This window comes from Streptomyces sp. NBC_00663, from assembly GCF_036226885.1.
Lineage (GTDB): Bacteria > Actinomycetota > Actinomycetes > Streptomycetales > Streptomycetaceae > Streptomyces.
In genome coordinates this window covers 9,323,591-9,350,444 of record NZ_CP109027.1, presented here as the reverse complement: position 1 = coordinate 9,350,444, position 26,854 = coordinate 9,323,591, and the positions used below count along the sequence as shown (strand labels likewise).

The following is a 26,854-nucleotide window of genomic DNA, read 5'->3' as shown; positions in this document are numbered from 1 at the left end:
AGGAGGCCGCCACGCCACGTCGGGCGTGGCGCTCGCCGCCTGGCTGCGCCGCCGCCGTCCCGGGGGCCACACCGGACGGGCGGCCGAGCCCGCTGCCGACGCGGCCGGCGCCTGACTCCCTCACCGCCCCCTCACGAGAAGCCGTTCAAGGAGCCCCGCACATGCCCACCGCCAACCTCGTCGTCACCGGCGCCCGGATCCGCACCCTCGACCCGCGGTGCCCGTACGCCACCGCTGTGGCCGTCCGCGACGGGCTGATCGCCGCCGCGACTGGCGCGGTGCCCACACCGAGGTCGTCGATCTGGGAGGCGCCCATCTGGTGCCGGGGCTGGTCGACGGGCACAGCCACCCCGGTGTGGGGGCTGGAGATGGCCACCGGCATCGACCTGTCCGAGGTGACCGATCTCGACGGGCTGCGGGCAGCGCTCGTGACCGCTGCCCGTACCGACGGCTGGGTCGTGGGGTACGGCCTGGACCACAACGTCTTCGGCGGGCGGCCCGTCGACCGGGCCCTCGTCGAGGACGTCCTGGCCGGGGCGCCGGCCTTCCTGCGGCATTACGACGGCCACTCCGCGCTCGTCACCGGGGCCGCGCTCGTCGCGGCGGGTGTCACCGGCCCGCTCGTTCGCCCAGCGCTCGCACCTGGTGACCGACGGGCGGGCGGCTCACCGGCCATCCGGTGGAGCACGCGGCGATGGACTTCGTCGCCGCCGTCCTGCCCCGCCCCTCGCCCAGGAGCACGTTCTGCCGCTGCGGCTGCGCTTCGCCCCCTGGTGACGCCCGGTCAGATGCCACATGTCGGTGCGGACCAGTAGGGCGAGGGGTCCAGCGCCACATGTGTGTGATCGTTGTGGTCCGGGTAGCCCGGGCCGAGGATCTCCGAGAAGCCGTGGGTGCGGGCCTGCTGGGCGAGTCGGCACAGGCTCACCGAACCGGTCAGGTCGGCTGCGTCGCCGTAGAGGTGGCGGCTCGTGGACGATCCCCCGACCGCGCTGTTGCAGGCGTAGGAGCGAAATCCGCTCGATACGGTGATCGGCACGTCACCCAGCGCGTGGCGCATCGCCTCCAGTTTCCACATGGTCTTCAGGGCGTTGGCCTTCGCCGTGGCCGCGGAGACCGCACCGCCCGACCAGTCGCCGTTGCACTTGTTGAGTTCCGCGTAGGCGAAGTGGACCGGCGTGCAGTCCGCGTCCTGGAGGGAGTAGATCTTGGCGTAGGTCGCCGGGCCCGCCACACCGTCCGCGCTCAGACCGTACGCCGACTGGAACTTCGCGACCGCCGCCGCGGTGCGCGCCCCGTACTGGCCGTCGTAGGACAGCCGCTCGCCGGAGGTCACCCACCCGGCGACACGTATCTGGAGCTGTGTCACATCACTGCCGGACGCCCCCTGGGAGAGGGTGCGGCCCCAGGTGTAGCACTCGTCGGCCGCGGCGGTGCCCGCTCCGAACCCCACCCCCACCACAACTCCTGACGCGACCATGACAAATGAGGCGACCAAGCGTGCCACCCGTACGAACATTTCCGGCCTCCCGACCGTACGTCCCGAACCAGCCCCGGCCAACGGATCGACGGCCACAGCGTGGCCGTCCACCGCTCAGCGTGAGGCCGGTCGGCTACGCGCGTCAACCGCTCGAACTCCCGTCATTTGTCCAGACCTTGGTAAGACGGCCGGTGCCGTCCGGCGGGCATGCCGGACGGCACCGGTCGGCCCGATCCGTGCTCATGCGGGACCGTGCGGCGTGGAGACCGGTGGGCGCTGGTCGGACATGGGGCGCTGCTCCTCGGACAGGTCGAAGAGGTTGTCTCGCTGGACCACGCACAGGGCCCAGATGATGAAGCCCGAGAGGGCGATCATCACTACCGACCACACCGGGTAATACGGCAGGGAAAGGAAGTTGGCGATGATGACGAGTCCGGCGATGACCACGCCGGAGACGCGCGCCCAGGTCGCCGTCTGGAGCAGCCCGATACTGACGATCACGGCTACCACGCCCAGAGCGAGGTGGACCCAGCCCCAGCCCGTCAGGTCGAACTCGAACACGTAGTTGCGCGTCGTGACGAAGATGTCGTCCTCGGCGATGGCCATGATGCCCCGGAAGATGTCGAGCAGGCCGACGAGAAAGAGCATCACGGCTCCGAAGGCGGCCAGGCCGGTCGCCCATTCCTGCTTCGCCGTGTGAGCCGGCCGGGTATGTGTCGCGGTCATCGTGCGCCTCGATTCATGTGGTCCGGATGCTCAGCCACCGGTGGTACCGGAGGCGGAACCCGCGTGCTGGGTCGGCCCCTGGCCGGCCAGGACCAGGTCCTTCGCCCTGCGGAACTCCTCGTCGGTGATGTCGCCGCGGGAGCGGATCTCGGACAGCTTGGCGAGCTCGTCGACGCTGCTGGTCCCGCCGGCCGCGGTCTGCCTGATGTAGGCGTTGAACTCGTCCTGCTGCGCACGCGCCTGGGCGATCTCCCGGCGCCCCATGTTCTTGCCGCGGGCGATCACGTAGACGAACACGCCCAGGAAGGGCAGCACGATGGTGAACACCAGCCAGCCGGCCTTCGCCCACCCGCTCAGGCGGTCGTCACGGAAGATGTCGACGACGATGCGGAACAGCAGGATGAACCACATGATCCACAGGAAGAACCAGAGCATGCTCCAGAAGACGCTCAGCAGGGGGTAGTCGTACGCCAGGTACGTCTGCGCGCTCATCTCTCTCCTCCGTTCCGGGCGCCCGCCCGGACGCCGTTGCGTGCTGTCCTCAGCGTGGACGGGACGAGGACGTGGTGGCCTCACCCGATGCGGGTGAACGGGCGGCGGCCGGTGGCCGCCCGGTACCAGGAGGTGGAGGCGATGTACTCGCCGAGAACCAAGCCGGAGACGGCCACCAGGAAGACGGCGATCAGCCAGGAGAGAAAGGTGAAGACCGGGCCCAGGGGACCGAACTCGTCCAGGCTGCGCTCCATGGCCCCGGGCAGCAGCGCATGGGCGGCCTGGCTCAGCAGGACCGTACCCCCGGCTGCCAGCACCGCTCCCGGCAGCAGGCTCCGCCAGCCGACCCGGCCGCCCAGCAGCAGATGCTGGGACCACCACCACAGCATCGTCACCGAGAGCAGGGAGAGCACCAGCCCCGTCAGGGCACCGGCTCCGAATCCGTCGCGCAGTGGCGCCTGGAGCAGGAGGAAGGCCAGCCAGACGACCAGCCACAGCAGCCAGCGCCAGACCGCGGTTCGCACCGGCGCGCGCGGCAGATGCCAGCACCGCTCGCACACCGCCTGAAGCGCTCGGCTGAACGCGGTGGCCGACACCAGTGTGACGACCACGCCGACGGCCCCTGTGGTGTTGCTGGTCGGGCCGGTGGCGGAGAAGACCTCGCGCAGCTCGTCGAGGGTGTCGCCGCGTACTCCCAGCACCGCCCGCAGGGAGTCGGCCAGCAGGTCCTGTAGCCAGCCGGGGGCGAATGCCGCGACGGTCATGAGCAAGGGAAGCGCGGTGAGGAACGCCTGCGCGGCCAGCCGTACGGAGCCCTCGACGACATTGAGTGCGGTGAGTCGAGACAGCAGCCGGGCGAGGGCGCCGGCCCGCAGACTCTCCATGATCGCGTGACCGTGCACGCGCGAGGCGATGGGTGTGTGCGGGACGCGCACCCGTGGCAGGGTTCTCCGACCGTGACTCACGGGGCCGCCCGCTCTGCCGTCCGGCCCGCCGCCTGGGCAGGCACGGTCACTCCGACCGCAGCGGCGTCATCGGCGGTCCGTGCTTCCGGCGGCAGGGCCGCGAGAGGGGGCACGGAGGCGGCGGATCCGGGGGCGCGGCCGGGTGTCTCGGGCTGCGTCGCGGGGGCACCGCGGCGCGCGGTACCGGCCGGGACGATGATCGTGGAGGCAGCCGGACCAGACCCCGCGCGCGGTGTCATGCCGTCGTGTCGGGGGCCTGCGGCCCCGGGGGCAGCGTCTTGCGCAGCACGGCTCGCCACGCGAGGGCGACCGCTGCCTCGGCCAGCCCCAGCAGGACGAGCCACAGGCCGAGCAGCCGGGTCAGGGCGCGGGCGGACTCGGTGGGCAGCGCGAGCACCACGATCCCGGCGACGATGCCGAGCACGGCGGCGGCTGCTACGACGCCACGGTGGGGCAGGTACTCGGCGGAGATCGCCGTGTAGAGGGTGAGGATGCCGGACACCAGCCAGAGGGCCCCGGTGATCAGCGAGAGCGCGGCGATCGTCTGCAACGGGTTGCGCAGGCTCAGCACCCCGGCCAGGACGTACAGCACGGACAGGAGCAGCCCCGGCAACCGCTCGTGCCCCTCCCGGCCGAACACGGCCACGAACCGGAACGCGCCGGTCACCAGCAGGTACAGGCCGATGAGGACGGCCAGGACGTGCAGCGTCGCCTCGGGCCAGACCAGCACCAGCACCCCCGGCACGAGCGTGGCCGCGGCCGATCCCAGGAGCCAGGTCCAGGAACGGCCAAGACGCGCGAGTTCCTCCGCGGAGTCGCCCGTCGCAGGGTGGTCCGCCCCGTCGGGCCCGTACGGCTGCCCGGTAGGCGACACCGGTTCACGCGACATGGTCATGGCTCCTCCTCGCGTGTTCAGCCGTCGCTCCGAAAGCCGACGGGGCGGGTGAAGCGGGGTGTGCACACCCGACCGCTCCAGGGTCACGCCCGCCCCTCGGTGACCGGATCACCCACCACGGGTGAGCCGTCGCCGCCGCCGTGGCGGTGAGCTGGAAGTCCCTCATCCGCGACTGCGGCCCGTCGAGGCCCCGACCGCCCCACCGGTCCTGTCCGCCGGCCCCTGCCACCCCCGGGCACGCTCCGCCCCGAACTCCCTGAACGAGGCGCTGAACAGGACGGACGACGCCGTGCACCGCGCACCGACCGCTTCTCCCGTGGTCGGCAACAGAGCGCTCCGGCCCCGGCGCCGGGGCACCGGGCAAGGAGGCGGGATCATGACCGTGCCGAGCGTTTTCACCGCGTCGCTGTCCCCGGCCGAGCGAGTGGCCTACGGCAGGGACGCGCGTCGGCGGGCGACGCGGTCGTCCCACGGCTGGTACGAGGCCGCACCGCAGCGGCTCGATCCCGTGGAGGCGGTGGAGCGTCAGTCGGCGGAGCGGGTACCGGAGTTGGTACCGATCCGCTACGGCCGCATGCTTGAGTCGCCCTTCCGCTTCTACCGCGGTGCGGCCACGATCATGGCGGCCGATCTGGCGGCCCTGCCCGACACCGGGCTTCAGGTCCAGCTCTGCGGGGACGCCCACCCGTTGAACTTCCGGCTGCTCGCCTCGCCGGAGCGCCGGCTGGTCTTCGACATCAACGACTTCGACGAGACGCTGCCCGGGCCGTTCGAGTGGGACGTCAAACGGCTGGCAGCCGGTTTCGTGACGGCGGCCCGGGCGAACGGCTTCTCGCGCAAGGAGCAGAACAGCACCGTGCGGGTGTGTGTGCGGGCCTACCGGGAGCGGATGCGCGAGTTCGCCGGCATGCGCACCCTGGACGTCTGGTACGCACAGGACGCCGCCGACCGGATACGCGAGCTGATGGCCTCGGAGATGGACAAGGAGGAGGCGCTCCGTACCGCCCGGGCGACGGAGCGGGCCCGCACCCGCACTCATCTGCGGGCCTACGCCAAGCTCACCCGGATGACGGCTCAGGGTCGCCGTATCACCCCCGATCCTCCACTGATCACGCCGCTCGACCAGCTCCTGGAGGACCCTTCCGAAGAGGGGCGTGAGGCGGAGCTCCGCGACCTGCTGGAGCGGTACGCGCGGACGCTTCCGTCCGAACGCCGTCATCTGTTGCGCCGCTACCGTCTGGTGGACATGGCCCGGAAGGTGGTGGGCGTGGGCAGTGTCGGCACGCGCTGCTGGATTCTGCTCCTGCTCGGCAGGGACGACGACGATCCGCTGCTGCTTCAGGCCAAGGAAGCCGGGGAGTCGGTGCTGTCCGCCCACACCGGCGGCGACCCTTACGACAACCAGGGACGCCGGGTGGTGACCGGACAGCGCCTCATCCAGACGACCAGTGACATCTTCCTGGGCTGGACGGACGTCGTGGGCCTCGACGGACTGGGGCGGGACTTCTACGTGCGCCAACTGTGGGACTGGAAGGGCATCGCCCAGCCGGAGACCATGCGGCCGAGCCTGCTCGGCCGCTTCGCCCGGCTCTGCGGGGCGTCCCTGGCGCGTGCCCACGCCCGCTCAGGCGACCCCATCGCCCTCGCCGCCTACCTCGGGGCGGGCGACCGTTTCGACCGTGCGCTCACCGAGTTCGCCCAGTCCTACGCCGACCAGAACGAGCGGGACTTCGCGGCGCTGGAAGCCGCCCGGCGCTCCGGGCGGATCAGGGCGGAGCGGCTCTGAGCGGACTGCCGCTCACGTCGGTCCCGTCACTCCGGTAGCTGGCGCATTTCCAGGACGCGCAGTCCCAGCGACTGGCACCTCGCCAACAGTCCGTACAGGTGCGCCTCGTCCACGACGGGGCCGAACAGGACCGTCTGGCCTGCCATCACCACGTGGCCGAGCTCCGGAAAGGCCTTGGCCAGCGTTTCCGACAGGTGTCCTTCGACTCGGATCTCGTAGCGCACGAGCTGTTCTCCCACCGACTGCGAGGGACGGGTGGACGGTGCCCTTGGCTGCGATCGTCTCGCCGCCGCGTCGGTGCGGGCCTCACCCGGTACAGGTGACCGTCTCGCGCCGGTCGGACAGCGTCGTCGTTCAGTGCGTCAAGACGATCTTGAAGGAGATGATCAGCAGGCCCAGCAGCAGGTTCACCGCCGCGGTGGCCGCCATCAGTCGCGGCGAGGCACCGGCGTGCCGGGCAGCGGCCACGGACCAGCCCACCTGGCCGGCCACGGCCACGGCCAGAGCCAGCCACACCGCACCGCGCACCCCCATGCCCAGGAGCGGGCTGACGGCCACCGCCACGGCCGGCGGGACGGCGGCCTTGACGATCGGCCACTCATCACGGCACACGTGCGCCACGACCCGGCGGTCCAGGGGCTGTCGCGCGAGGCGGGCCCCGAACAGCTGGGCATGCACATGCGCGATCCAGAACACCACCCCGGTGAGCAACAGCAGCAGCACCAGCTCGGTGCGGGGGAACGAGCCCAGGGAACCGGCGCCGATCACCACGGAGGCCGCGAGCATGGATCCGTAGACGCCGCCGGTGTAGTCCTCTCGCGATTCCCTGGCCGTGGCCGTGCCGGTCCTGATTCTGCTGGACACGGGTGACTCCCTCCGGGCTCAGCGCGTCGAGCCGGTCGCTTCGGCCGGGGCACCGGCGTCCGGCCGCCGCGGCCGGCTCTCCCGGGCGCCCGGCAGATGGGGGGTGACCAGGAAACTGGCGAGAGCGATGCCGCCCGTGGCCAGGATGGCCGCCTTCAGACCGTCCAGTTGCGCGGCGGCGTAGGAATCCGCGACGGCTTCCACCTCGGTCGGCGGCAGTCCGGCGCGCTCGGCGGCCGAGCGCACCTGGTCGGTGGGGACGAAGGTGATCCCGGCCTCGAGGGAGACACCGACCTCTGCACGCGTCGCTTCGGACAGCTGGGGATGGTCTTCCACCTGCGAGGTGAAGCCGTGCGCCAGTGCGCCGATCAGGATGGACCCGATGAGTGCGGTGCCCAGCGCGGAGCCCAGATTCTGTGCCGTGAACTGCAACCCTCCGGCCTCACTGCGTTCCTCCTCGCTGACGGTGGACTGCACGACATTGCCCAGCTGCGAGGCGAGGAGGCCGACGCCCACACCCAGCAGGGCCATGGCTCCGGCGAACTGGGCGTCGTCGATGGCCGGCTCGATGGTGGCCAGCAGCCACACGATGGAAGCCGCCAGGATCAGCAGGGCCAGCCGGACCACCCGGCGCGGCCCCATGATCCGCCCCAGCGACGACGCCGACAGGGAGGTCACGAACATGGTCACGGACACCGGAAGCAGCCGCAGCCCCGTCTCGAAGGCGTCGAACCCCTGAACCACCTGAAGGTACAGCGGGATGGTGAAGAACAGCCCCAGCAGGATGAGGTTCTGGCTCAGCAGCGTCAGCAGCCCGGACCGCAGCGCCGGTCTGCCCAGCAGCGACAGGTGTACGAGGGGGTCGGCGCCGGCGTCGTCACGTCGCCGCTCCCAGTGCCGGAAGGCGGCCAGGACGGCCACCCCGGCTCCGACGACGAAGAGCGTGGGGGCGAAACCGAGGACGGTGAAGGGAGCGTTGCGGGACTGCACCCACCCCCAGGTGCTGCTCTGCAACACCCCGAGCACGCAGAGCCCCAGCCCGGCGGCGGAGAGCACCGCGCCGACCCAGTCCAGCCGGGGACGCGGGCCGGACGGGGCGGGCGTCACGATCACCCGCCGGCACAGCAGGACGGCCACCACGATCACGACCTCGCCGGCGAAGACCAACCGCCAGGTCAGATACGTCGTCACCCAGCCGCCCAGCAAGGGGCCGACCGCGATTCCGGCACCGGCGAGCCCGCCGATGACCGCGTAGGCGACCGCCCGGTCCTTCCCGCGGTACGACTCCGCCACCAGGGCGGCCATGGCCGGCAGCACCATGGCCGCTCCGAGTCCCTCGATGACGGACCAGCCCAGCGTGAGGACCCACAGCGTGGGCGCCACCGCGGTCAGTGCCGAGCCGACGGCGTACACGACCAGTCCGGCGAGGAACATGCGGCGGCGCCCCAGGATGTCCCCGAACCTGCCGCCGATGATCATGAAGGCGGCCATGACCAGCGCGTACAGGGTGATGACCGCCTGGATGGCGGTCACCTCCGTGTCGAAGTCCTCGACCAGCTGGCTGACCGACACGTTCATGACGGAAGTGTCGAGGACCATCAGGAACTGGGCCGTTCCGAGGACGATCAGAGCCCGCCAGTGCTTCATGCCCGCCATGGTCGGAGCTCCTTCCGGCGGCCCGTCCCGGTCGCCGTGGCGCCGGTGTCTGCCCACCGTGGCCGGGGCCGACCCGTGCCGACTTCCCCCGCCGCGGGTGAGTCTTCGCAAGCCCGCCGCCGTCCGGACACGGCTCGCACCCGAGGATGCAGCAGTCCGGAGCGCAGAGGACGCTGGGAGGACGTCCCGGTGCGCGAGGGAAGCGGTAGGTGATCTCCATGGCACACGGTGCTGCCGGCCGGCTGCCGGACGAGACGGCGGTCTCGATGCTGGACGCGTTGTTCGACCAGGCACCGATCGGTCTGCATCTGCTCGACGCCGAACTTCGGGTGGTGCGGGTCAACACCGCGACGCCCGCGATGCGGGGCAGGGCCGAGGACGAGCCGGCGGGGCGCCCGGCCCGCGAGGTCTACGCCATGGTCGACGCCGATGTCGAGCCCCTCCTGCGCAAGGTCCTGGACACCGGCGTCCCGCTGTCGCGGCACATCGTGCCCGCCCGCATCGACGGGGTGCCGCGGCACTACGAGATGACCGCCCTGCGCCTGAGCAGCCCGCACGGGAGGGTGCTCGGGGTGGCGGTCGCCGTGGTCGACGTCACCGACAGCGAGCGGTCCCGGGCCCGAGCCCGGGTGCTCGACGCCGTACGGGTGCGTGTGGGCCGCACGCTGGATCCCACCGCGACCGGCGAGGAGCTCGTGGCCGCGGTGGTCCCCGGGTTCGCCGATGTCGCCATCGTGGAGGTGGTGGACGCGGTGATCCGTGGCGACGACCCGCCGCTGGCTCCGCTGCCGCCGGGCACCCCGCTGATGCGCACCGCGTTCCGCAGCAACCGCACGCCCTCGCCCCAGGCCCACCCGGTGGGGGACGTGTGCAGCCTGCCGGCTCCCACGCCGTTCACCCAGGCCCTGGCAGACCTGCGCCCGCGTACGGTCGCGCTGGACGGCGCCGCCCCCTGGCTGTCCGTCGACCCCGCGCGTGCGGAGGCCATCCGCTCGTCGAAGGCCCACTCCCTGCTCGTGGTCCCGCTGGCGCTGCGTGACGCGGCGCTCGGCGTGGTCAGCCTGTACCGCGCCGGGCAGTCGCCCCCCTTCGACGCGGGCGACCAGGAACTGGCCGTCGAACTGGCCACCCACACGGCCCTGTGCATCGACAACGCGCGCCGCTACACGCGTGAGCACACCGTCGCGGCCACGGTGCAGCGGCAGTTGCTGCCCCGCCACCCGGAGACCCACACGTCACTGGAGGCCGCCTATCTCACCCTCACGGGCGTCGACCCCGGTGCCTGGTACGACACGATCGCCCTCTCCAGCGCCCGCACCGCGCTCGTCGTCGGCAGCGTGTCGGGCCGCGCCCTGAACGCCGCCGCGGCCATGGGGCAGCTGCGCACCGCCGTACGTTCGCTGGCGGCGTTCGACCTGCCTCCCGATGAGCTGATGGCTCGTCTGCACGCGACCGCCGGTCAGCTGGCCGCGGAACGAGCCGACCTCCCCCTCGGCGATCCGCTGCGACGCGAGGCCTTCAGCGCCGACTGTGTGTACGCGCTCCACGACCCCCTGTCCAACACCTGCACGCTGGCCGCGGCCGGCGCACTCACCCCGCTCGTCGTACGCCCCGATGGCACCGTGTTTCTTCCCCCGACACCGGCGGGGCCGCGCCTGGGCACCGCACCGGACGCCCCCTTCGCCGCCACGGAGATCGACGTACCGGAAGGCAGCGTGCTGGTGTTCACCAGCGATCCGCTCCTCACGTCGTACCTGTCGGAAGTCTCCGGACCGCTGCCCTCGGCGCCCCACTTCCGGGACCGCCCGCTCCAGGACCTGTGCGACGCACTGGTGTACGCGCTGGGGGCGGGCCCGGGGATCGGCGCCGCGGCGGTGATCGTCGCGCGCACCCGGGCCTTCCCGCCCGAACGGCGCGCCTCGTGGCGGCTCGAATCGAGCCCCGCGGCCGTCGCCGTCGCCCGACGCCGTACCCGGGAACAGCTCGGCGCCTGGGGTCTGGACGGCGAGACCGCGGACGACACCCAGCTCATCGTCAGCGAACTCGTCACCAACGCCGTCCGCTACGGCACTCCTCCCATCGAGCTCCGTCTGATCCACGACCGGACCTTGACGTGCGAGGTCCGCGACGCCGGCTCGGCCTCTCCCCACCTGCGGCACGCCGGCGCCGTGGAGGAGGGCGGACGCGGCCTGTTCATCACCGCCCAGCTCGCCCTGGAGTGGGGCACCCGGTACACGGCGTCGGGCAAGACGATCTGGACCGAGCAGACGCTGCCGCCCGTCGACTGAACGACAGCCCGTCCGGCCGAGGGGTCGGAGCAGGCCGCCGGCCGCCGGATCACAGCAGCCGCAGGTCGCGGGCGCGGCGCACCGCATCGCCTCGCCGGTTCACCGCAAGCTTCCGGTAGACGCTCTTGAGGTGCGTCTTCACCGTGTTCGCCGACAGGTAGAGGTCGGCAGCGATCTCCTCCGTCGACATCATCCCGGCCAGCCGCTCCAGCACGTCCCGTTCGCGTCCGCTCAGTTCCACCGCGACGAGCGGTGAGGGCGAAGACTTTGGCCGCGACCGCTCACCGCGTGCCGGCGGGCCCGGAGCCAGCCAGCCCGCCGCCAGCTCGTGCAGCTCGGCGGTGGCCAGGAAGGGTCGGATCCAGGCTCCGGCGTCGAGGAACGGACGCCGCAGCCGCTCGCGGCGGGCGTCCAGGAGCGCCCGCGCCACGAGCCGGTGAGCGGTGACGGAGTCGCCGGCCCCCGCGGCGGCCTGTGCCCTGACCAGAGCCGCCCGCACGGTCACCGCCGGACCCGTCCCGCCCTGGGTGTGGACGCTGTCGAGCAGGTCGATGGCCGCCTCGGGGCGTCCCGCGGCGAGCTGGATCGCCGCGGCCTCCACGGCACATGCCGGCTGGTCGCCGCTGACGTTCCGGAGCGCCTCGGCGGCCTCGTCCGGCCGTCCTTCGGCCAGGTGGGCGGCGGAGGTGACGAGCGCTTCATGGCTTGCCGCCCACGGCGAGGACACCATGCCGGAGACGGCCGCGTCCGACGCCTCGACGGCATCTCGTGCCCTGCCCCTGACCAGCAGGAGACGGGCCGTGGCGAGGGCACGTCCGGCCATCGGCACCGGATCACTCGTTCCCGCCGGCAGCTGGGCCGTCTCGTCGAGGAAGGCCTGGGCCCGGTCCAGTTCATGGCGGTCGACGGCCACGGCCGCCAGAACCAGTCGTCCGATGCCGGAGCCGGGCGACTGAGGCAGACCGTCCCGCTCGGCCTCGGACACCGCTGCCAGAGCCTTGCGCTCGGCCCGGCCGAGCCAGCCGTTCAGGTAGTCCAGCAAGGCCAGGTGCGCCCTCGACTCCTGCCGGGGCATCGCGGTGGAGGCTCCGTCGGGAGCACTGGCCACCGTGGTCAGGGCAGCACGTGCGTCCTCGAAACGTCCGGCCCACAGACGCACCGATCCCAGATGGGTCAGCAGCAGAGCGGTGAGCTCGGGATGCTTGTCCAGGAGGCGCCGCGGGACTTCCCGGCGCAGCGCGTCGGCGGCTTCGGCGGCCTTCTCGGCCCGCGGGGGGCAGCCGGCCAGGCGGGCGGCCAGCGTCTGAAGCAGCGCACAGCTCAGCTGGGCGGCGGCCCGGTCGGGCGCGAGGTCCGCCAGCTGTTCCTCGGCGTGGCGCAGGCTTGCCAGACCGTGGTCGAGGTCGTAGCGGGCCAGCTCGCGAGCCGCCCGTACAAGGTTCGTCTCGGCGCTCGTGGCCCCGGGCGTCATGGGAGAGAACATCTGGGCCAGGTCGTCCGACGGCGGTCCCGTGAGGAGTCGGCCGATCGCGAGGTCGTCGATGAGGGCACCTGCCGCGACGTCCCAGTCGCCCGCGGCGGCGCCGTGCGCGACCGTCTCCGGTAGGAATCCGGAACTTCGCAGCCATCGCGCGGCCCGCCGGTGCAGTTCCGGCTCCAGCCCGGGCAGACGCACGCGCAGATGCGCCCGGAGGATCTCCCCGAACAGCGGGTGGAGCCGGTACCAGGAGCGCCCGAGGTACTCGACGAAGGCGTTCGCGCGGTGCAGCCCGAGGAGAAGGGGCTCGGCATCGGTCCGGCCGGTCAGCGCGTCGGCCAGCTCGGGACAGAAGCGCTCCAGGACGCTGACGCGCAGCAGGAGGTCCTGGGTCTCCTCCGTCTGGCCCTTGAGGACCTCGGCCAGCAAGAAGTCCGCGATCGTACTGCGCTCGGCCTCGAACTCCTTCAAGTAGAGCTCGGGATCGGCATTCTCCCGGGCGGCCAGCGCGGACAGGCGCAAGCCGACCGCCCATCCCCGGGTGCGGTCCACCAGGGCGCGCACGGCGGGGACCGGAAGGCTCAGACCGTGCAGCTCCAGCAGGGCGACGGCTTCCTCCGGGGTGAAGGCCAGCTCGGCGGCACGGATCTCCGTCAGTTCACCGGCCGCCCGGTATCGGTGCAGCGGCAGCAGCGGTTCGGTGCGGGTGACGAGGACGAGGTGCAGCCATCGCCCGGCGTGGTGCAGGACGAACTCCAACTGCTCGGCGATCTCGGGTACGGTCACGCGGTCGCAGTCGTCGAGCACGACGACCACGGGGCGGTCACGGTCGTTGAGTTCGGCGGCGAGCGTTGCCAGCAGCCTGCCGTCCACCCGGGGCGGGTCCGCCGGGATTCCGGCCGGGCCGGCTGCCGGCGCACCGGCAGCGTGCAGGGCCTGGACGACGTAGGACCAGAACACCTCTGGCTGCCGGTCCCCCGCCTCAACGCTGAGCCAGGCGACGGGATGCCGCAGACCGGCCGCCCAGTCGGCGGCCAGCAGGGTCTTGCCGGCCCCGGCCGCGCCGTTGAGCAGTGTCAGCGGTGTCCGGAGAGCCTGGTCGAGGTGGTCGACGAGCCGCTGCCGCAGCAGAAATGTGGCCGGCCTCGCGGGGATGGCGAACCGGGTGCGCAGAAACGGGTCCCCCAGGGGATCCGTGCGGGGAACGATCGGAACCCCGGGCCCCTGACCGCCCCAGGAACTCTCGGACACGCCGCTCACCACCCTCGCCCCTGTCCATCAGGGGCAGATCATGGGCGGCGCTCCCGACACCAGCATCCCAGCCTTCCCGGCACGGCGCGACAGACAGCACCATCGGCCCGCTCACCAGCCCGTATGCACGCTTTCAGCCTCACGCCGTGTCCAGTTCGAGGCGGAAGGCGTGCAGCGCGTCATGGTCCGGCTCGATGACGCCGTAGCTGTCCTCCGGCACCTCGTTCCAGGCGCCGGGGAGGTCGCCCAGCGGTTCGGACACGACCATGCGGGTGTCGTCCGAGACCTCCCGCAGGAACTCGGCGTCCGGATGGAGCGCACGCAGGGTGTCCACCCTGGTGCTGAAGAAAAGCGACCGCGAGCGGCCTTCGCTGGAGTGGCGGAACGCCCAGACGCGCTCGCCGTCGGCCACCGCGACCGTCATCTGGAGGGGGTGCCGCACACCGTGCGTGTGCCCCGTTCGTTCGACGAAGGCCGCCATGCGCGCGACGGCACCGGGTGGATCATCCGTCAGACCGAAGGTGAGGGCCAGGAAGAACATGAGTTCGGAGTCGGTGGAACCCTCGATGTCGGGGTACAGCGTCGGATCGACCGCCAAGGCCAGGTCACGCCGCAGGAGACGGAAGCCGTTGATCATTCCGTTGTGCATCCACAGCCAGCGGCCGTTGCGGAAGGGATGACAGTTGGACTGCTGCACGGCCGTCCCTGTCGCCGCCCTGATGTGGGCGAAGAAGAGCCCCGACCGTACGTGGTGGGCGACCTCGCGCAGATTGCGGTTGTTCCAGGCCGGGTCCACGTCCCGTACGACAGCCGGAGTGGCCGGCGCGGCGTCGGCGTACCAGCCGATACCGAAACCGTCGCCGTTGGTCGTCTCCACCCCCAAACGGGAGTGCAGGCTCTGGTCGATCAACGAGTGCGACGGCTCGAACAGCACCCGGCTGAGAAGGACCGGGGTGCCCGAGTAGGCGATCCAGCGGCACATTTCAGGTCCCTCCGCTGCGAGGATCGACAGCATCTGCACCGGCTGATGCGAGGGCCGCTCATGGGCATCCCCGCGCGACGCCGCTGCGCGCACGGGCGATGGCGGTCCGCCGTGCCGGGGCGGCCGGACTGACTCGGAGGCGGCGGAGTGGGAGCGTCGTCCCTGCGAGTAACCACCAGTATCTCCTGCCCCGGCCCTTTGGGCACATCGAGCCCGGAGCGGACGGCCCCGGCACCGGCGTCAGCGTCTGCGACCGCCACGTGACCAGCCACTGCCGATACCCGCGAGATGCAGGGCGAGGACGGCCAGCCCGAGGAGCATCACGTTGGTCGAGCTGAAGGTGTCATTGGTCGAGATGTCCGCCGCGTTGATCAGGAACGCGATGAAGAACAGGACTGCGGAGATGATGGCCAACATGGCAGTGCCTCCTTCGAGTTGGGATGCTTCGCCCGTGTGCCGTCCGAATGCCCCTCAGCCGCCGGAACACACAGCCGGCCACCGATGAGTTGTGGTCACCGGCTCATGGCAGCGACGGATGGGCTGCTCCTGCCGACAGAGGGCCAGGCAGTGTGCTGCGGCTTCCTGTGAGTGGGGCGTCCATGGGGGATTCCGCCCGGGGCGAGGGGTGGGGGCTGATCCTGGGTAGACGGCCTCTGACAGGCCCAATCGAGTACGGGAGGAATCGTGGACTGGGCCCGGTTCGCGGAGCAGATGGCGACGATGGCACGGAACTTGCTGGCGCAGGACTCTCTGACCGGGACCCTCCAGCGGATCACCGCATCGGCGACCGAGCTGGTCGCGGGCTGCGATGCTTCCGGAATCCTGGTACTGCACGGCAGGGAGCAGGGCAGCTTCGCACCCACCGAACAGCTGGTCACCGCCAGCGACGCCCTGCAACGGGACCTGGGCGAGGGGCCCTGTTTCGACGCCGCGCGCCACCCGAACGGCGAGCGCGTCTACCGGATCCCGGACCTGACTGCCGAGATCCAGCGCTGGCCCTCCTTCGCTCCCCAAGCCAACGAACTGGGGGTGGGCAGCATGATGGGCATCCTGCTGTTCACCGACGCCGACGACTTCGGCGCACTGAACTTCTACTCCCGCCGGCCCGGAGCGTTCACGGCGGAGAGTGAACTGGCCGCCTGGCTGCTGGCCTCGCACGCCGCGGTCGCCTTCTCCAGTGCTCGCACCCACGCGGAAATGGAACAGGCTGTCGCGACGCGGCACTTGATCGGTGAGGCCATGGGCATCCTCATGGCCACCCACCACCTCACCGAGGAACAGGCTTTCGACGCCCTGCGCCGCTACTCCCAGGAGACCAACACCAAACTCCGCGAGGTCGCCCGCCGCGTCTGCGAACGAGGCAGCCCCATCTGAACCACACACCGAGAGCGACGCGCGGCAGGTGCGGTTGGTGCGGTTGGTGCGGCATCCCGAAGAGACGAGCGCGGGTCGAGGACGCCCCTTCCCGGCGGAGCAACCGCCGGGAAGGGGCGAGGCGGTCAGAAGTCGTCCGCGCCGTTGCGGAGCTCGGGGGTCCAGTAGCCGACCAGGGCCTGGGCAGGGTCGGCGGCGATGCCGTCCGATCCGGGCGCGGAGACCGCGATGACCGACGAGTCCCCCTCCAGGGTGACCGAGAACGCCGACACGGGTTCGTTGTCCTCGTCGGTGCCGCCGTCCGAGACCTTGAGCAGGGCGTAGGCGGGGGCTCCGGCGGACAGGACGACCGGGGCGGCGGGCTTGCTCTTGGCGACGGGCGACACGTCCTGCTTGTGGCTTTCCAGGAGTTGGACGTGCGGGAAGCCCGCCAGACGGCAGGAGTGCCCGGAGGTGTTCTTCGCGGTGAGAACGAGGTGGGTGTAGGGCGGGCCGTCCTGCTTGGCCGCCGTGATGGTGACGTCGGCGGCTGCGCACACCGGGGTGGAGGTGCTCGTCTGCCGGCCGGAGGAGTCGTTGGAGGTGCTGGAGTCCGCCGCTCCCGAAGACGTACCCGCCCCCGTCGAACCGGCCGAGGACGTGACGGTCGCCGCGGCGGACGCGCCGTCCGACACCGTCGCGGTGGCCGAAGTGGGCGACGTAGCCGCCGCGTTGTCGTCCTCACCGCTCTGGCAGGCGGTGAGGGAAAGGGCGAGTGCCGTACCGGCGACGGCCAGCATCGTGGAACGGGTGAAGAGAGCGGTCATGATGGGTTCCCCCGTGAAGTGGTGCACAGCCGTCGGTCTGTTCCCCGGCGGCCGGGATGATCTGGTGGGCATGACGCGTGTATGCGGGGCCTGCGGCACCTTGCGCGTCGGACCTCAGTCGATCACCGCGAAACCTTCGCCACCAGGCAGTTCTCCCGGCAGAAGTACCGTCCGTCATACTTCTGCCGGAGGCTCGCACAGGGGGAGCCGGACGATCGGGGATCTCAGCGGTGCGCGGTGCCACACCCGCCGGCGACGAATTCAGGCAGCGACTGCGGCACTTCCGGACCCGCGCCGGGCTCAGCCAGGAGGCGCTCTCCGAGGCAGCCGGAATCAGCGTCAGAGCACTGGCCGACATGGAACGCGGACGCACGCTCGGGCCGCAGCGCCGCACGGTCCAGGCACTCGCACAAGCGCTGGAGCTGAGCGCCGACGACGCGGCGCGGCTGGAGCAGTCCGCAGCGCTGGGCCGCCCGCGTCCCCGCGCCGTCGCGGGCCCTGCCGGCCCCAACACCCTGGCCCTGCCGCGCGACATCCGGGACTTCACCGCGCGGGGCCCGGCGCTCGCCCGGCTGCTGGAGCTGGCAGCAGAGGTGGGGGACGGGGAACCCGGCGGCGTCGAGCCCCCGGTCTCCGCGGTCTCGGTGATCACCGGTCAACCCGGGCTGGGGAAAACGGCGTTCGCCGTCCACGCCGCGTATCGCCTCGCCCCTGACTTCCCCGACGGACAGTTCGCTCTGGACCTGCGCGGCATGGACGCCGAGCCGACGCCGCCCAGGGACGCGCTGGCCCGGCTCCTCGGCGCGATGGGCATCGCCGACGCCGCGCTGCCCAACGGCCTCGACGAGCGCGCCGCCCTGTGGCGTTCCCTGCTCAGTGACCGCCGGGTGCTCCTGCTCCTCGACAACGCAGTCGACGAGGATCAGGTCCTTCCCCTGCTGCCCGGTACCGGCTCGTCACTGACGCTGGTCACCAGTCGTAACTCCCTGGCGGGTCTGGGGTCCGTCCATCGCACCGATCTGGCACTGCTGCGCCGCGAGGAGGCGGTGGAGCTCCTCACCCGCATCCTCGGACCGCAACGTGTCCAGGCCGAGGCCCAGGCGGCCCGCGACCTGGCCGACCTGTGCGGGCACCTTCCCCTGGCGGTCCGCATCGCCGGTCAACGCCTCCTCAGCCGGCCGCACGAGCGCCTCACCAAACTCGCCACCCGCCTGGCCGCCGAAGGGCGCCGTCTCGACGGCCTCCAGGCCGGAAGCCTCCAGGTACGTGCCGCGTTCGCCCTCTCCTACCGTCAACTCCCGCCCGACACACGGACTTTCCTGCGCCGCGCCGCGCTGGCCGCAGGACCCGACTTCGGTCCCGAGACCGGCGCCCTGCTGGCCGGCCTCTCCTACGACCAGGCCGTCGCCTGCGCCGAGGAACTCACCGACGCCGGGCTGCTCCAGAGCGACGCCGTCGCCGAGCGCTACCGCTTCCACGATCTGCTCAGGCTCTACGCCCTCGAACAGACCGAGGCGGAGGACGGTCCGGACGTGCGCGAGGCCGCCCTGGACCGTACGGCGCGCTGGATGCTCAGCCGGGCCACCGTCGCCGCGCTGCACTACGAGGTCCACCAGGAGCGGTCCATGCCCGCCGGTGACCCCGATCCCGAGACGGCGCCGGTCGGCAAGAGCCAGGCGCGGGCCTGGTTGGAGGCCGAGCGGGCGCAGTGGCTCGCCGCGCTGCACCGGGCGCACCGAAATGCCTGGCACCGGGAGGTGCTGGACACGGCGGAGGCCATGCACTGGTTCTCCGACATGACCCAGCACTGGGAGCAGTGGGTGGAGGTGTTCACCTGCGCCGGCGACTCCGCACGCGCGCTGGGCGACCGTCGGCAGGAGGCGGTCCACCTCAACTACCTCGCCTGGGCCCACAACCTCTGCGCCCACAATCCCGAAGCCGCCCTGACCGCGGCCGACGCCGCACTGGTGGCGGCCCGGGACTGCGCGGACGGCCTGCAAGAGGGCTGGGCGCTCGGCTACGGCGCGGGCGCGCTGCACCGGCAGGGCCGAGTGGAGGACGCGCACGACCGGCTGCGGGAGTCGGCCCGCTGCCTCGCCGCGCTGGACTCCCCCGAGTCCCGGCTCGCCGAACTGACCATGCTCAACACCCTGGGCAACCTGCTGCGGCACATCGGCCGAGCCGCCGAGGCACTGGAGATCCACCGCCGCAGCGAGCAGATCTGCCGGACGGGGATTCCCGGCCGTACGGCCGAGTTGGTCGCGCTCTACCACGCGGTGGCCCGGCAGCAGATCGGCAACGACCTCGTGGCCCTGGAGCGCTGGCACCAGGCCGAGGCACCACTGCGCCAGGCACTCGCCGACTTCGAGGCGGCACACATGCCCATCTGGGCTGAACACGCCCGCCTGGACCTGGGCCGTGCCCTCAGCGGCACGCGGCACCCCGAGGCCCGGCAGACACTTCTCACCGCCCGGGACGCTCTGGCAGCGCTCAAGAGCCCCCTCCATATCGAGGCCTCGGCGGCTCTCGCCGCACTGAGCGAGAACGGGCCTCGCCCTGCGCACGCACAGGCAATTGATGAAGCTCAGTGCTCGCAGAGGGAGAACTCCCGCTCGTAGAGCTGCTCGTTGTGCTCGTCGACGAAGAACTTGCGTTCCTGCATGAGCTGTTCGCGGTACTCCTTGGCCTGTTCCAGGGTCATGGTCGAGGAGTCGGACCATGGTTGCTGCGGTGGCACATCGGATGTCGAGACGATCTTCTGTGACGGGTCGACCAGGAAGAAGACGAGAATCTTGCGGTGTCCCGGGCGGGTCGGATCCGCGAGTCGGAACGAACCGACGCGGTGTTGCAGGATGTTGGGGAAGGCCAGGCAGCGGCCTTCGGGGGTCGAGGCCGATCCCAGCACCTGGTTCAGCGCGTCCTCGTTTTCCAGGCCGTAGACCTCTCGCACACCGTTGTCGTCGCTCTGTTCGTAGTCCGGTTCGGTGAGCGCCGCACGGAAACTCAGGTGGCTCTCGGTGATGTTCTCGCTGTCCCAGTAGTAGATGCCGGTCGAGACGATCCGCTCGTTCATCATCCCCTCGACATGCCAGGAACCGCCCGCGTACTCGGGTTTGTCCGGGGTGAGGTGGATGGCGGCGACCTTGACGATGACCTGAAGAGAGCGGCCGCGCAGGTCGATTCGGGCAGCCTCGTCGGGCGGCTCCGGCGGGGTGAAGGCGGGGGCGTCCGGGATGACCGGACGGCGGTTCTCCCACCAGGTGTCCTGGGCCTCTTCCCACGCCTGGACAGCTTCGGCGTACGCCTCATCGTCACTGTAGGAGGACTTGTCCGGGTACTCCGGCTCCGCGTCGTACCACCCGTACGGATCGGCCTCGATCCGCAGAGGGCGCGGATGACGCAGGTCGGTCAGCACGTTCTCCAGGAGCGGGCGGAAGCGGGCGAACAAGTCGGGCAGTACGGCGGCCAGTTCGCGATGGGTATCGGGATGGACGTTGTTGACGTACGACCGGAAGGCGACAGCGCCGTCATCGCTGACGTCCACGTCCGTCGGCAGCCACTGGAACTTCTCCGAGAACTCGTACTTCGAGTACTGGTTCGTCGGATTGTGCCACGCCCGCTCGGGTTCGCCGCTCACCTCTCTCACCAGGCAGAACAGCGAGGGGTGGACCATATCCAGGACGAGGCCGTCGGATCCGGGGTGCCAGTCCTGTTCCGCGTCGGGGACGTTCTCCAGGGCGCGCACCGCCTCACGCAGGCGCACTCCGAGCTCATCGTCGATGAGGGCGTCCGAGTGCCACACGCCATCGACGGCGGACACCTCGATGCCGGTCGACGCGTCACGCAGCGCGGCGTAATGCCGCAGTTCGGCCAGGACGTAGCGGACCTGTGCTTCGGTGAGGCCCTGGGCGAGCGCTTCCCGCGTCCATCTGGCCACGATGCCGCCGTCGTTCATCTTCTCGAACCACCGCGGCTTCGCCCGAATCTGTGAACTGCACTCCATCATCTGGAGTTCCCGCAGGGTCCGGGGTGCCGCGAACGCTATGGAACGGGAGGAGTGAAAGGGCAGCGGAAAAGCGGACAGGTCAGTCAACTCTCTTGGTCTTCCCGGTAGATGAGTGGTGCGTCGGAACTGCTTTGGCCACAGGCTCAGGTGGACCAGGTCACGGTGGTGCCGTCCATGATGACCACCTTCCCGTCCGCGCGGAGAATCAGCTTCGCGCCCGGATGACCCCAGACGTCGGCACCCCAGATGGGCCTGTCGTCACCGTTGTGGATGACCAGGTTGCCGTCCGTCTGGAAACGGGCCGTGTGGTTGGCGCCGAAGGTCATGGACGCCCAGGTGGCCTTGCCCTTCTCGTTGTAGACGACGAGATTGCCGTCCGACTGCATGGTCATCTTGATCCGGTTGGTGCTCCAGGACTCGCCTGCGGACAGCGTGCTCGGGGCCGAGACGGACGTACTCGTCCACACCGGTGTCCTGGCCTCGGCCTCCTTCTCCGTGGTTTTCGCGGATCGGGTGGCGCTGGGGGTCGTCTTGGGCTTGGTGTCCGTGACCGTGCCGACGTCGTCCTTCGGCTCCTTGCTCCCCTCGGGGCTCGGCTTGGGCTTCTTGGACGGCTTGTCGCTCGGGGCGGCAGTGGGTGTCCGGGTGGCGTAGCCGTCCGGTGCCTGGTTCGTCGCGCCCGCCCCAAGAACGGTGTCGGCGTCCTCGTTGGCGGCGGCGTTCGCCGTCGGCTGCTTGCTGTCGTCGTCCTGCGTGCCTCCCATCAGCAGGAAGGGCACGGCGATGAGCACGGCGCCGACGATGGCCGCGGCGGCCAGCATCGGCTTCTTGGGGCGTCCGCCGTGGGACTCCCCCGAGTCGGCGCCGGGGTGGTCGGCGTCCGCAGCGACCAGCGGCGCGGCCCCGGTCAGCGCGGGCACCTCACCGTGGAACTCCGCCTGGGCCGCGCCCTCCGCCTCGGCGGGCTCCGGCTTCTCGGCCGTGGCCGGCTCCTCCTGCGGTGCGCGCGTGACGGAGGTGCCGGACAGCGTTGTCGTCTCCTCGTCGGCGTCCTCTCCCCCGGTCTCCGGACGGGTCGGGGCGGCCGAAACACCCTCGGGCTCCGCTGGTTCGCCCCTCGCCGCGTCCGGGGCCGGCACCGTCCTGCCCGGGGTGAACGCCCCCTCGGGCGGCTCCGGGGAAGCGGACAGGGTGACCGCGACCCGGACCTGCGGCGCGCCTGCGGCGGTGTCGGGAGAGGTGCCGTCTCCCGCTTTACGTTGTGCACTCATGCCGGCGTTCTCCGTCATCTGTCGGCTTTTGTGGGGCAGTTGGCGCTGTCGCGGGCGGATGTCAGATCGTCCACCGGTCGGCGGGACCGCAGCCGCCGATCTCCAGGTGCGCGTCGTTGCCTGCGGACGCGCCTCCCTCAAGTCCGAGACAGAGGTTGTTGCTGGAGTAGCTGCGGATCCAGTACGTGCCGTCCGAGCGGGGATCGAGCCACCACAGCTGGTTGTCGGCGGTCGCGCGGCAGTAGTACTCGGTGACGTTGGTGCCCGTGGCGGCCGAGCCGTAGTCGGGCAGGTCCATGCAGTACTTGTCCTTGCTGTTCCTGATCAGGAACAGAGAGGCGCCCTTGGGTCCGCTCTCGGCCTCCGCGACCTCCAGGTTCCACAGCTGGTTGTCGTTGGCCGTGCCGTTGCAGGGGTACTGGTTGACCGGGCCGTCGATCTTGCCGTTGCCGTAGTCGGGGACGTCGGCGCACAGGCCCGTCGTGGAGTTCCTGACCAGGATGGTGCGAGCGCTGGAGGCCGCGTTGGCCTGCCGGCGCTGCTTCTCGGCGGCGCTGGGCGTGGTGGCCTTCTTCGACTCGGTCTTCTTGGACTCGGTGGCCGTCGGGGCGGCCTGCTTCGGCTCGGCCACCGGCGCGCGGCCGGGGCCCTTGGACCGCTTCTCCTCGGGTGACTCACTGGGCGAAGGGGAGGTGGAAACGGAGGGTGACGGCGCTTCGGTCGCGTAGCTCTGCGAGGCGTGCGGGATCCGGTCCGTGTCCAGGACCGTTCCAGCCGCGTTGCCGGTCCGGTCCGAGCCGCGCTCGTCCTTGTCGCCCTGTCCCGCCACAAGGAACGGGACCCCGATCAGGAGCGCCCCGACGATGGCCGCGGCGGCCAGCATCGGCTTCTTGGGGCCGCCGTGCGACTCGCCGGCGGTCGCGGCTCCCCCACCATCGCTTCCCGCTCCCGCAGCGACGATGTCGGCGCCCTGCGCGATGTCCGCGGCGTCGGGCTCGGTTTCGGTGCGGGCGGTCGTGGACTCCGCCGGCACCTCTCCCTCTCGGGCCGCCGGCGCCTCTCCTTCTCGGACCGGCGGCACCTCTCCCTCTCGGGCCGCCGGCGCCTCTCCTTCTCGGACCGGCGGCGCCGCCTCGGCGCTCTCGGTCTTGGCGCCGCCCGACGTCTGGCCTTCCGTGCGGACAGGCTCGCTTCCCGGGTTCGGGGAAACGGCCGACGATACAGGAGCCGCTGACGCGGCGCCGGTGCCCCCGCGTCCTCCTCCACCCGGTGCCAGCGCCGCGCCGGGGTCCTGTGCTGTCCCCTGGAGCGGTACCGCCCGGCGGATCGTCACCGACGGCGAGCCGGGCGCGGACGATGCCCCGGATGCTCCGGAGCTGCCGGGCACTCCGGGCTCGGTCGGCAACGCCTCACCGGCAGGATCGGTCTGACGAGCCATACGACTCCCCTACTCGTGTCAGTGGTTCGCTGTGGTTTCCGGCGTCGCGGTGCCGAAGGGTCCGGAGCAGCGCTCCGGCCATTGATCGGCACTCGCCGGGGCCGAGCGTCCGTGCACCGCCTCGTCCAGCCGGGCCAGTGCGGCGCGGTCCCCTTCGGGATCGGACGTCACCGGCATCTGCGAGCCGGGCAGTTCACGCAGGAAGATCTGTCGGGCCCGGTCCTGTCCGCCTCGGCGTACGTCCAGCACCCGGAAGAGGGTGCCGGGGGTGAACACCACTTCCTCCGGCCCGTCGCCGGGGTCCAGGAGCTGCCGTACCCGGCGGGCGCCGACGGACCAGATGACGTAACTGGCACCCGTCGTCATCGACGGACGGACCGGGTCGAGCGGCGTGGCACTCACCGGGGCCACATCGCGCAGCAGAGTCCCGGGGCTTGGCATGCCGCTGGAGGAGATGGGGCCGGTGGCGCGCAGCACCACGCCTCGGTAGGAGGGCAGTCGGCTCAGCGCTGACGCCAGGCAGGCCACGTACGGCAGCAAACCGGCGTCGTGTGTGTGCAGCGAGTGCAGCAGAGCCTGATGGCTCAACGGCCCCTCATTGTTGTGCAGATACAGCCTCAGCGCGATCAGATCGGCGCGAGCGGCTTCCTGTTCCCTGCCCCGCAGGGCGGGCATCCGGGCCAGCGCCCGGGCCACGGCCGTCCCGTGCCGGTCCCATTCCGTGTCCGCCAACGTACGGAAGACGGTGCGCTCGTCCTCTGTACTGCGGTGCCCCGGTCCGAAGGGGACGGGAGGCAACGTCACGTTCACGGGCTCTGGGCCCTCGGGTACGCGGGGGCTTCGAGCGCCGGTATCGGAGTCCGCCGACGCAGACGCCGACGCGGGTGACGGCGTCCGGCCGGAGCGCCGCGCCTGCGGTTCGTCGGGGGCCTCGCTCGTAGCCTCGCCGGGCAAGGAGCTGGTCGTGACGACGCCACGCGGGGTGGCGGGCAGGCTCTCTGACACGGTGGGAGCCGATGTCTTCGGCTCTGCTGTCGTGGCCGCCGACTCGGGCGCGGCATCGCCGGTGATGGTGTCGGGCTCGTTCGTCCCCTGCGCTCGGGACGCGTCCGGCTGCGGCGGCGGCGCTGTTGCGGGCGCCGTTGCCTGGGGTGCGCTCGGTGCCGTGGATTCCTCACCCTGCTCGGATGGCTCCGGAAGGACGGACTGCTCGGATATCTGTGGCGGGACGGAGCCTTGGGCGCCTCGGGCGCCTTCGGCGGCAGCCGACGTGCCGTCCGGTGAAGTCGGTTCCGAAGCCGCCGTGTTCGGCCTATGCGCGGTCGACGCACTCGCGCCGGCCGCGGGCTGTCCGCCGACTCCCGTGGCAGCGGCAGGCTGCGCGGGCCGCGTGCTCTGGCCGGTTGGCGATGCCGGGGACGGCGGGGCCGGGCGTTCAGCGCGTCCTGGCTCGGACGTCGTGTGCGGTCGTACGGTCGCGTCCGGCCGGCCGGGCACCTCTCGGTGTACCGGGCCGGGAGTAGTCAGGGAAGCGAATCGGATCGTCCTCAGGCCGTGTCGCGCGGCCAGTCGGCGCAGCTCACGGCCCGCGTCCCGGGGAACGCCGTGCACATGCAGGGTCACGCTCGCCCGGAGAGCGGGACGCAGGGCGCCGAGCAGGCTCGACAGGGCCGGCCACAGGGACGGGTCGAGGTGTTCGCCCGGAAGGCCGACCTCGATGAGCGGGCCGGACGCGCTGACCGGGCGCTCCGTGTGGGACAGGCCGGGGCCTGCGAGCGGGCCGACCCACAGACCGGCCCTGGTGACCGTGACCTGCCACTGGTCGGAAAGGGCGACCACTCCGTCCGTGGGCTGGGCGACGCCCGGTATCGGCGGCGTCCAGCGCAGCAGCCGCGGTGCCGGTGCCCGGTCCGCGCCCCGGGAGGGCTGGCACATGACGGCGTCGACGAAGGGCAGCCATCGCGGCGTACGGTCGGCTCCGACCAGGACCGACTGTGCGGAGTACGTCCCCAGCGGCCGGTCGGCGGCGATGAGCGGCAGCCCGGTCATCAGCTCCACCTCGACGTCCAGCCGGTCGGCCACCGACTGCGCCAGCGGGAGCAGGTCGCGCCGGCCGCCCGGTGCCAGCCGTACCGCCGATCTGACCGCTTCCGGCAGCGCGGTGAGCACGTCGCCGACATCGTCGGCCAGCACGTCCTCGCCGTAGGGAACACCGACCACGACCGCGAGTCGCCCCGGCGAGACCGGTACGGCGTGATAGAGGTCGCCCGGCCTGGCGGGCGCCGCCTCGGCGGGGCGGACCAGCAGTCCCGCCGGGATCTGCTCGACGACGCACCCGCTCGCGGTGACCGCGGGCACGTCGCGCAGCGCGCTCTGCCAGGACGGGGCCGGGCTGCGCGGCCCCAGCGGCCTGGGCCGGGTCTGCGGGGCGAAGCGCCACCATCCGCCGTCGGTCGCGGATCCGACCTGGACGCCGGGGACGAAGAGCGTGCCTCCTGGCACGAGGAGGGGCGGCCCGTCCGGGGCTTCCACGGCCAGGCCCCACGCGTCGGCGATCCGGCGTGCCGTGGCGGGCCGGTCCGCGCTCTCGAGTCCGGCGTCGGCCATGGCCAGTCTGACCGTTTCGGTGCCCGAGTCGCCGAGGCTGTCGAGCAGTTGACTCAGCCGGGGCCAGAAGGAATCCGCCGTGACGCTGTCGCTGCCCGCGATGAGGGTCACCGTCGTATCGTCGGAGCGCTGGCCGCGGGCGAGGTCGGCGATGTCGGTGGGGCTCAGCGAGTCGTCCGCGGGGGAACGCAGCAGGAGCAGGCCGTCGTAGTCCTCCACCAGCACCTGTGCCGCCGGTCCTGTGGTGTCGTCCCGGGAGGTGGGGCTCGCCGTCTCGGCCCGGCGAGCGGCCTGCGGCCGGTCGCCGCCACCGCGACGCCTGCCGAAGGAACTCCAGCGCGTCATACGGCACCGCTGCCGGTCGGGAGCATGACCACCGCGGCGGGACCGTTGTCGTGCCCGGTCACCGGCACGTCCTCCAGCAGCACAAGACGCGTTCCATCCCTTCGGCCTCGTCAGCCTCTTCGAACACATTAGCTTCTAGCGGCGA

Annotated in this window: 20 protein-coding genes and 1 pseudogene; 5 read left to right on the top strand and 16 right to left on the bottom strand. The window is 71.5% G+C overall.

Going from position 1 to position 26,854, the window contains the following annotated elements; translation table 11 throughout:
* Window positions 1-161: 161 nt before the first annotated feature.
* Window positions 162-730 (top strand): annotated as a pseudogene (locus tag OG866_RS42440) (amidohydrolase family protein); the annotation flags it as partial.
* 54 nt (window positions 731-784) lie between these two features.
* On the opposite strand, the gene OG866_RS42435 reads toward OG866_RS42440, so the two are convergent.
* The 5 genes from OG866_RS42435 to OG866_RS42415 all read right to left on the bottom strand — a co-directional run bounded on the left by OG866_RS42435 (window position 785) and on the right by OG866_RS42415 (window position 4,558).
* Window positions 785-1,519, bottom strand: a complete 735-nt coding sequence (locus OG866_RS42435; protein WP_329343163.1) for a D-Ala-D-Ala carboxypeptidase family metallohydrolase — start codon at window positions 1,517-1,519, stop codon at window positions 785-787.
* Window positions 1,520-1,720: 201 nt separating this feature from the next.
* Window positions 1,721-2,206, bottom strand: a complete 486-nt coding sequence (locus OG866_RS42430) for a DUF7144 family membrane protein (protein WP_329343162.1) — start codon at window positions 2,204-2,206, stop codon at window positions 1,721-1,723.
* A 30-nt stretch (window positions 2,207-2,236) separates the two neighbouring features.
* Window positions 2,237-2,698 carry an SHOCT domain-containing protein gene (locus tag OG866_RS42425; RefSeq protein ID WP_329343160.1) on the bottom strand — a complete coding sequence of 154 codons (462 nt, stop codon included), beginning with the start codon at window positions 2,696-2,698 and terminating at the stop codon, window positions 2,237-2,239.
* A gap of 80 nt (window positions 2,699-2,778) precedes the next feature.
* On the bottom strand, window positions 2,779-3,633 hold the full coding sequence (locus tag OG866_RS42420; protein ID WP_329343158.1) for a YhjD/YihY/BrkB family envelope integrity protein: 855 nt from the start codon (window positions 3,631-3,633) through the stop codon (window positions 2,779-2,781).
* A 265-nt stretch (window positions 3,634-3,898) separates the two neighbouring features.
* Window positions 3,899-4,558, bottom strand: a complete 660-nt coding sequence (locus OG866_RS42415; RefSeq protein WP_443063623.1) for an HdeD family acid-resistance protein — start codon at window positions 4,556-4,558, stop codon at window positions 3,899-3,901.
* Between the two features lie 376 nt (window positions 4,559-4,934).
* Here OG866_RS42415 and OG866_RS42410 point away from each other — a divergent pair, with 376 nt between their 5' ends.
* Complete coding sequence (locus tag OG866_RS42410; RefSeq protein WP_329343157.1) at window positions 4,935-6,344, top strand: DUF2252 domain-containing protein; 1,410 nt, start codon at window positions 4,935-4,937, stop codon at window positions 6,342-6,344.
* Between the two features lie 26 nt (window positions 6,345-6,370).
* Here OG866_RS42410 and OG866_RS42405 read toward each other — a convergent pair whose 3' ends face one another.
* The 3 genes from OG866_RS42405 to OG866_RS42395 all read right to left on the bottom strand — a co-directional run bounded on the left by OG866_RS42405 (window position 6,371) and on the right by OG866_RS42395 (window position 8,855).
* A complete protein-coding gene (locus OG866_RS42405) occupies window positions 6,371-6,568 on the bottom strand; it encodes a hypothetical protein (protein ID WP_059193549.1) in 198 nt (65 codons plus the stop codon).
* 130 nt (window positions 6,569-6,698) lie between these two features.
* On the bottom strand, window positions 6,699-7,208 hold the full coding sequence (locus OG866_RS42400) for a hypothetical protein (RefSeq protein ID WP_329343154.1): 510 nt from the start codon (window positions 7,206-7,208) through the stop codon (window positions 6,699-6,701).
* Window positions 7,209-7,226: 18 nt separating this feature from the next.
* Window positions 7,227-8,855 carry an MFS transporter gene (locus OG866_RS42395; RefSeq protein WP_329344551.1) on the bottom strand — a complete coding sequence of 543 codons (1,629 nt, stop codon included), beginning with the start codon at window positions 8,853-8,855 and terminating at the stop codon, window positions 7,227-7,229.
* A 227-nt stretch (window positions 8,856-9,082) separates the two neighbouring features.
* Between OG866_RS42395 and OG866_RS42390 the strand changes: the two genes are divergently transcribed.
* Window positions 9,083-11,152, top strand: coding sequence for a SpoIIE family protein phosphatase (locus tag OG866_RS42390; RefSeq protein WP_329343152.1), 2,070 nt, complete (start codon window positions 9,083-9,085; stop codon window positions 11,150-11,152).
* A 49-nt stretch (window positions 11,153-11,201) separates the two neighbouring features.
* Here the strand turns inward: OG866_RS42390 and OG866_RS42385 are convergent, their stop codons facing one another.
* The 3 genes from OG866_RS42385 to OG866_RS42375 form a co-directional block, all read right to left on the bottom strand.
* Window positions 11,202-13,880, bottom strand: a complete 2,679-nt coding sequence (locus OG866_RS42385) for a LuxR C-terminal-related transcriptional regulator (protein ID WP_329343150.1) — start codon at window positions 13,878-13,880, stop codon at window positions 11,202-11,204.
* A 139-nt stretch (window positions 13,881-14,019) separates the two neighbouring features.
* On the bottom strand, window positions 14,020-14,862 hold the full coding sequence (locus OG866_RS42380; RefSeq protein WP_329344549.1) for a class II glutamine amidotransferase: 843 nt from the start codon (window positions 14,860-14,862) through the stop codon (window positions 14,020-14,022).
* A 240-nt stretch (window positions 14,863-15,102) separates the two neighbouring features.
* Window positions 15,103-15,279: a hypothetical protein gene (locus tag OG866_RS42375; RefSeq protein ID WP_329343148.1), complete on the bottom strand. Its 177-nt coding sequence runs from the start codon at window positions 15,277-15,279 to the stop codon at window positions 15,103-15,105.
* A 267-nt stretch (window positions 15,280-15,546) separates the two neighbouring features.
* Here OG866_RS42375 and OG866_RS42370 point away from each other — a divergent pair, with 267 nt between their 5' ends.
* Entirely contained in the window at window positions 15,547-16,236 is a 690-nt protein-coding gene (locus OG866_RS42370) for a GAF and ANTAR domain-containing protein (RefSeq protein WP_329343146.1), read from the top strand.
* Between the two features lie 125 nt (window positions 16,237-16,361).
* On the opposite strand, the gene OG866_RS42365 is transcribed toward OG866_RS42370, so the two are convergent.
* Window positions 16,362-17,042: a DUF4232 domain-containing protein gene (locus tag OG866_RS42365; RefSeq protein WP_329343144.1), complete on the bottom strand. Its 681-nt coding sequence runs from the start codon at window positions 17,040-17,042 to the stop codon at window positions 16,362-16,364.
* A gap of 230 nt (window positions 17,043-17,272) precedes the next feature.
* Between OG866_RS42365 and OG866_RS42360 the strand changes: the two genes are divergently transcribed.
* Window positions 17,273-19,660: an ATP-binding protein gene (locus tag OG866_RS42360; protein WP_329343142.1), complete on the top strand. Its 2,388-nt coding sequence runs from the start codon at window positions 17,273-17,275 to the stop codon at window positions 19,658-19,660.
* Here OG866_RS42360 and OG866_RS42355 read toward each other — a convergent pair.
* From OG866_RS42355 to OG866_RS42340, 4 genes are all read right to left on the bottom strand, one after another.
* Window positions 19,627-21,135 (bottom strand): DUF4246 domain-containing protein, encoded by a 1,509-nt coding sequence (locus OG866_RS42355; protein ID WP_329343140.1) that lies wholly within the window; start codon window positions 21,133-21,135, stop codon window positions 19,627-19,629. The two genes, OG866_RS42360 and OG866_RS42355, sit on opposite strands and share 34 nt — an antisense overlap.
* A gap of 56 nt (window positions 21,136-21,191) precedes the next feature.
* Window positions 21,192-22,319, bottom strand: a complete 1,128-nt coding sequence (locus OG866_RS42350) for a mannose-binding protein (RefSeq protein WP_329343138.1) — start codon at window positions 22,317-22,319, stop codon at window positions 21,192-21,194.
* A gap of 61 nt (window positions 22,320-22,380) precedes the next feature.
* Window positions 22,381-23,352, bottom strand: coding sequence for an RICIN domain-containing protein (locus tag OG866_RS42345; protein WP_329343137.1), 972 nt, complete (start codon window positions 23,350-23,352; stop codon window positions 22,381-22,383).
* 423 nt (window positions 23,353-23,775) lie between these two features.
* Window positions 23,776-26,709 carry a hypothetical protein gene (locus OG866_RS42340; RefSeq protein ID WP_329343135.1) on the bottom strand — a complete coding sequence of 978 codons (2,934 nt, stop codon included), beginning with the start codon at window positions 26,707-26,709 and terminating at the stop codon, window positions 23,776-23,778.
* Between the last annotated feature and the right edge of the window lie 145 nt (window positions 26,710-26,854).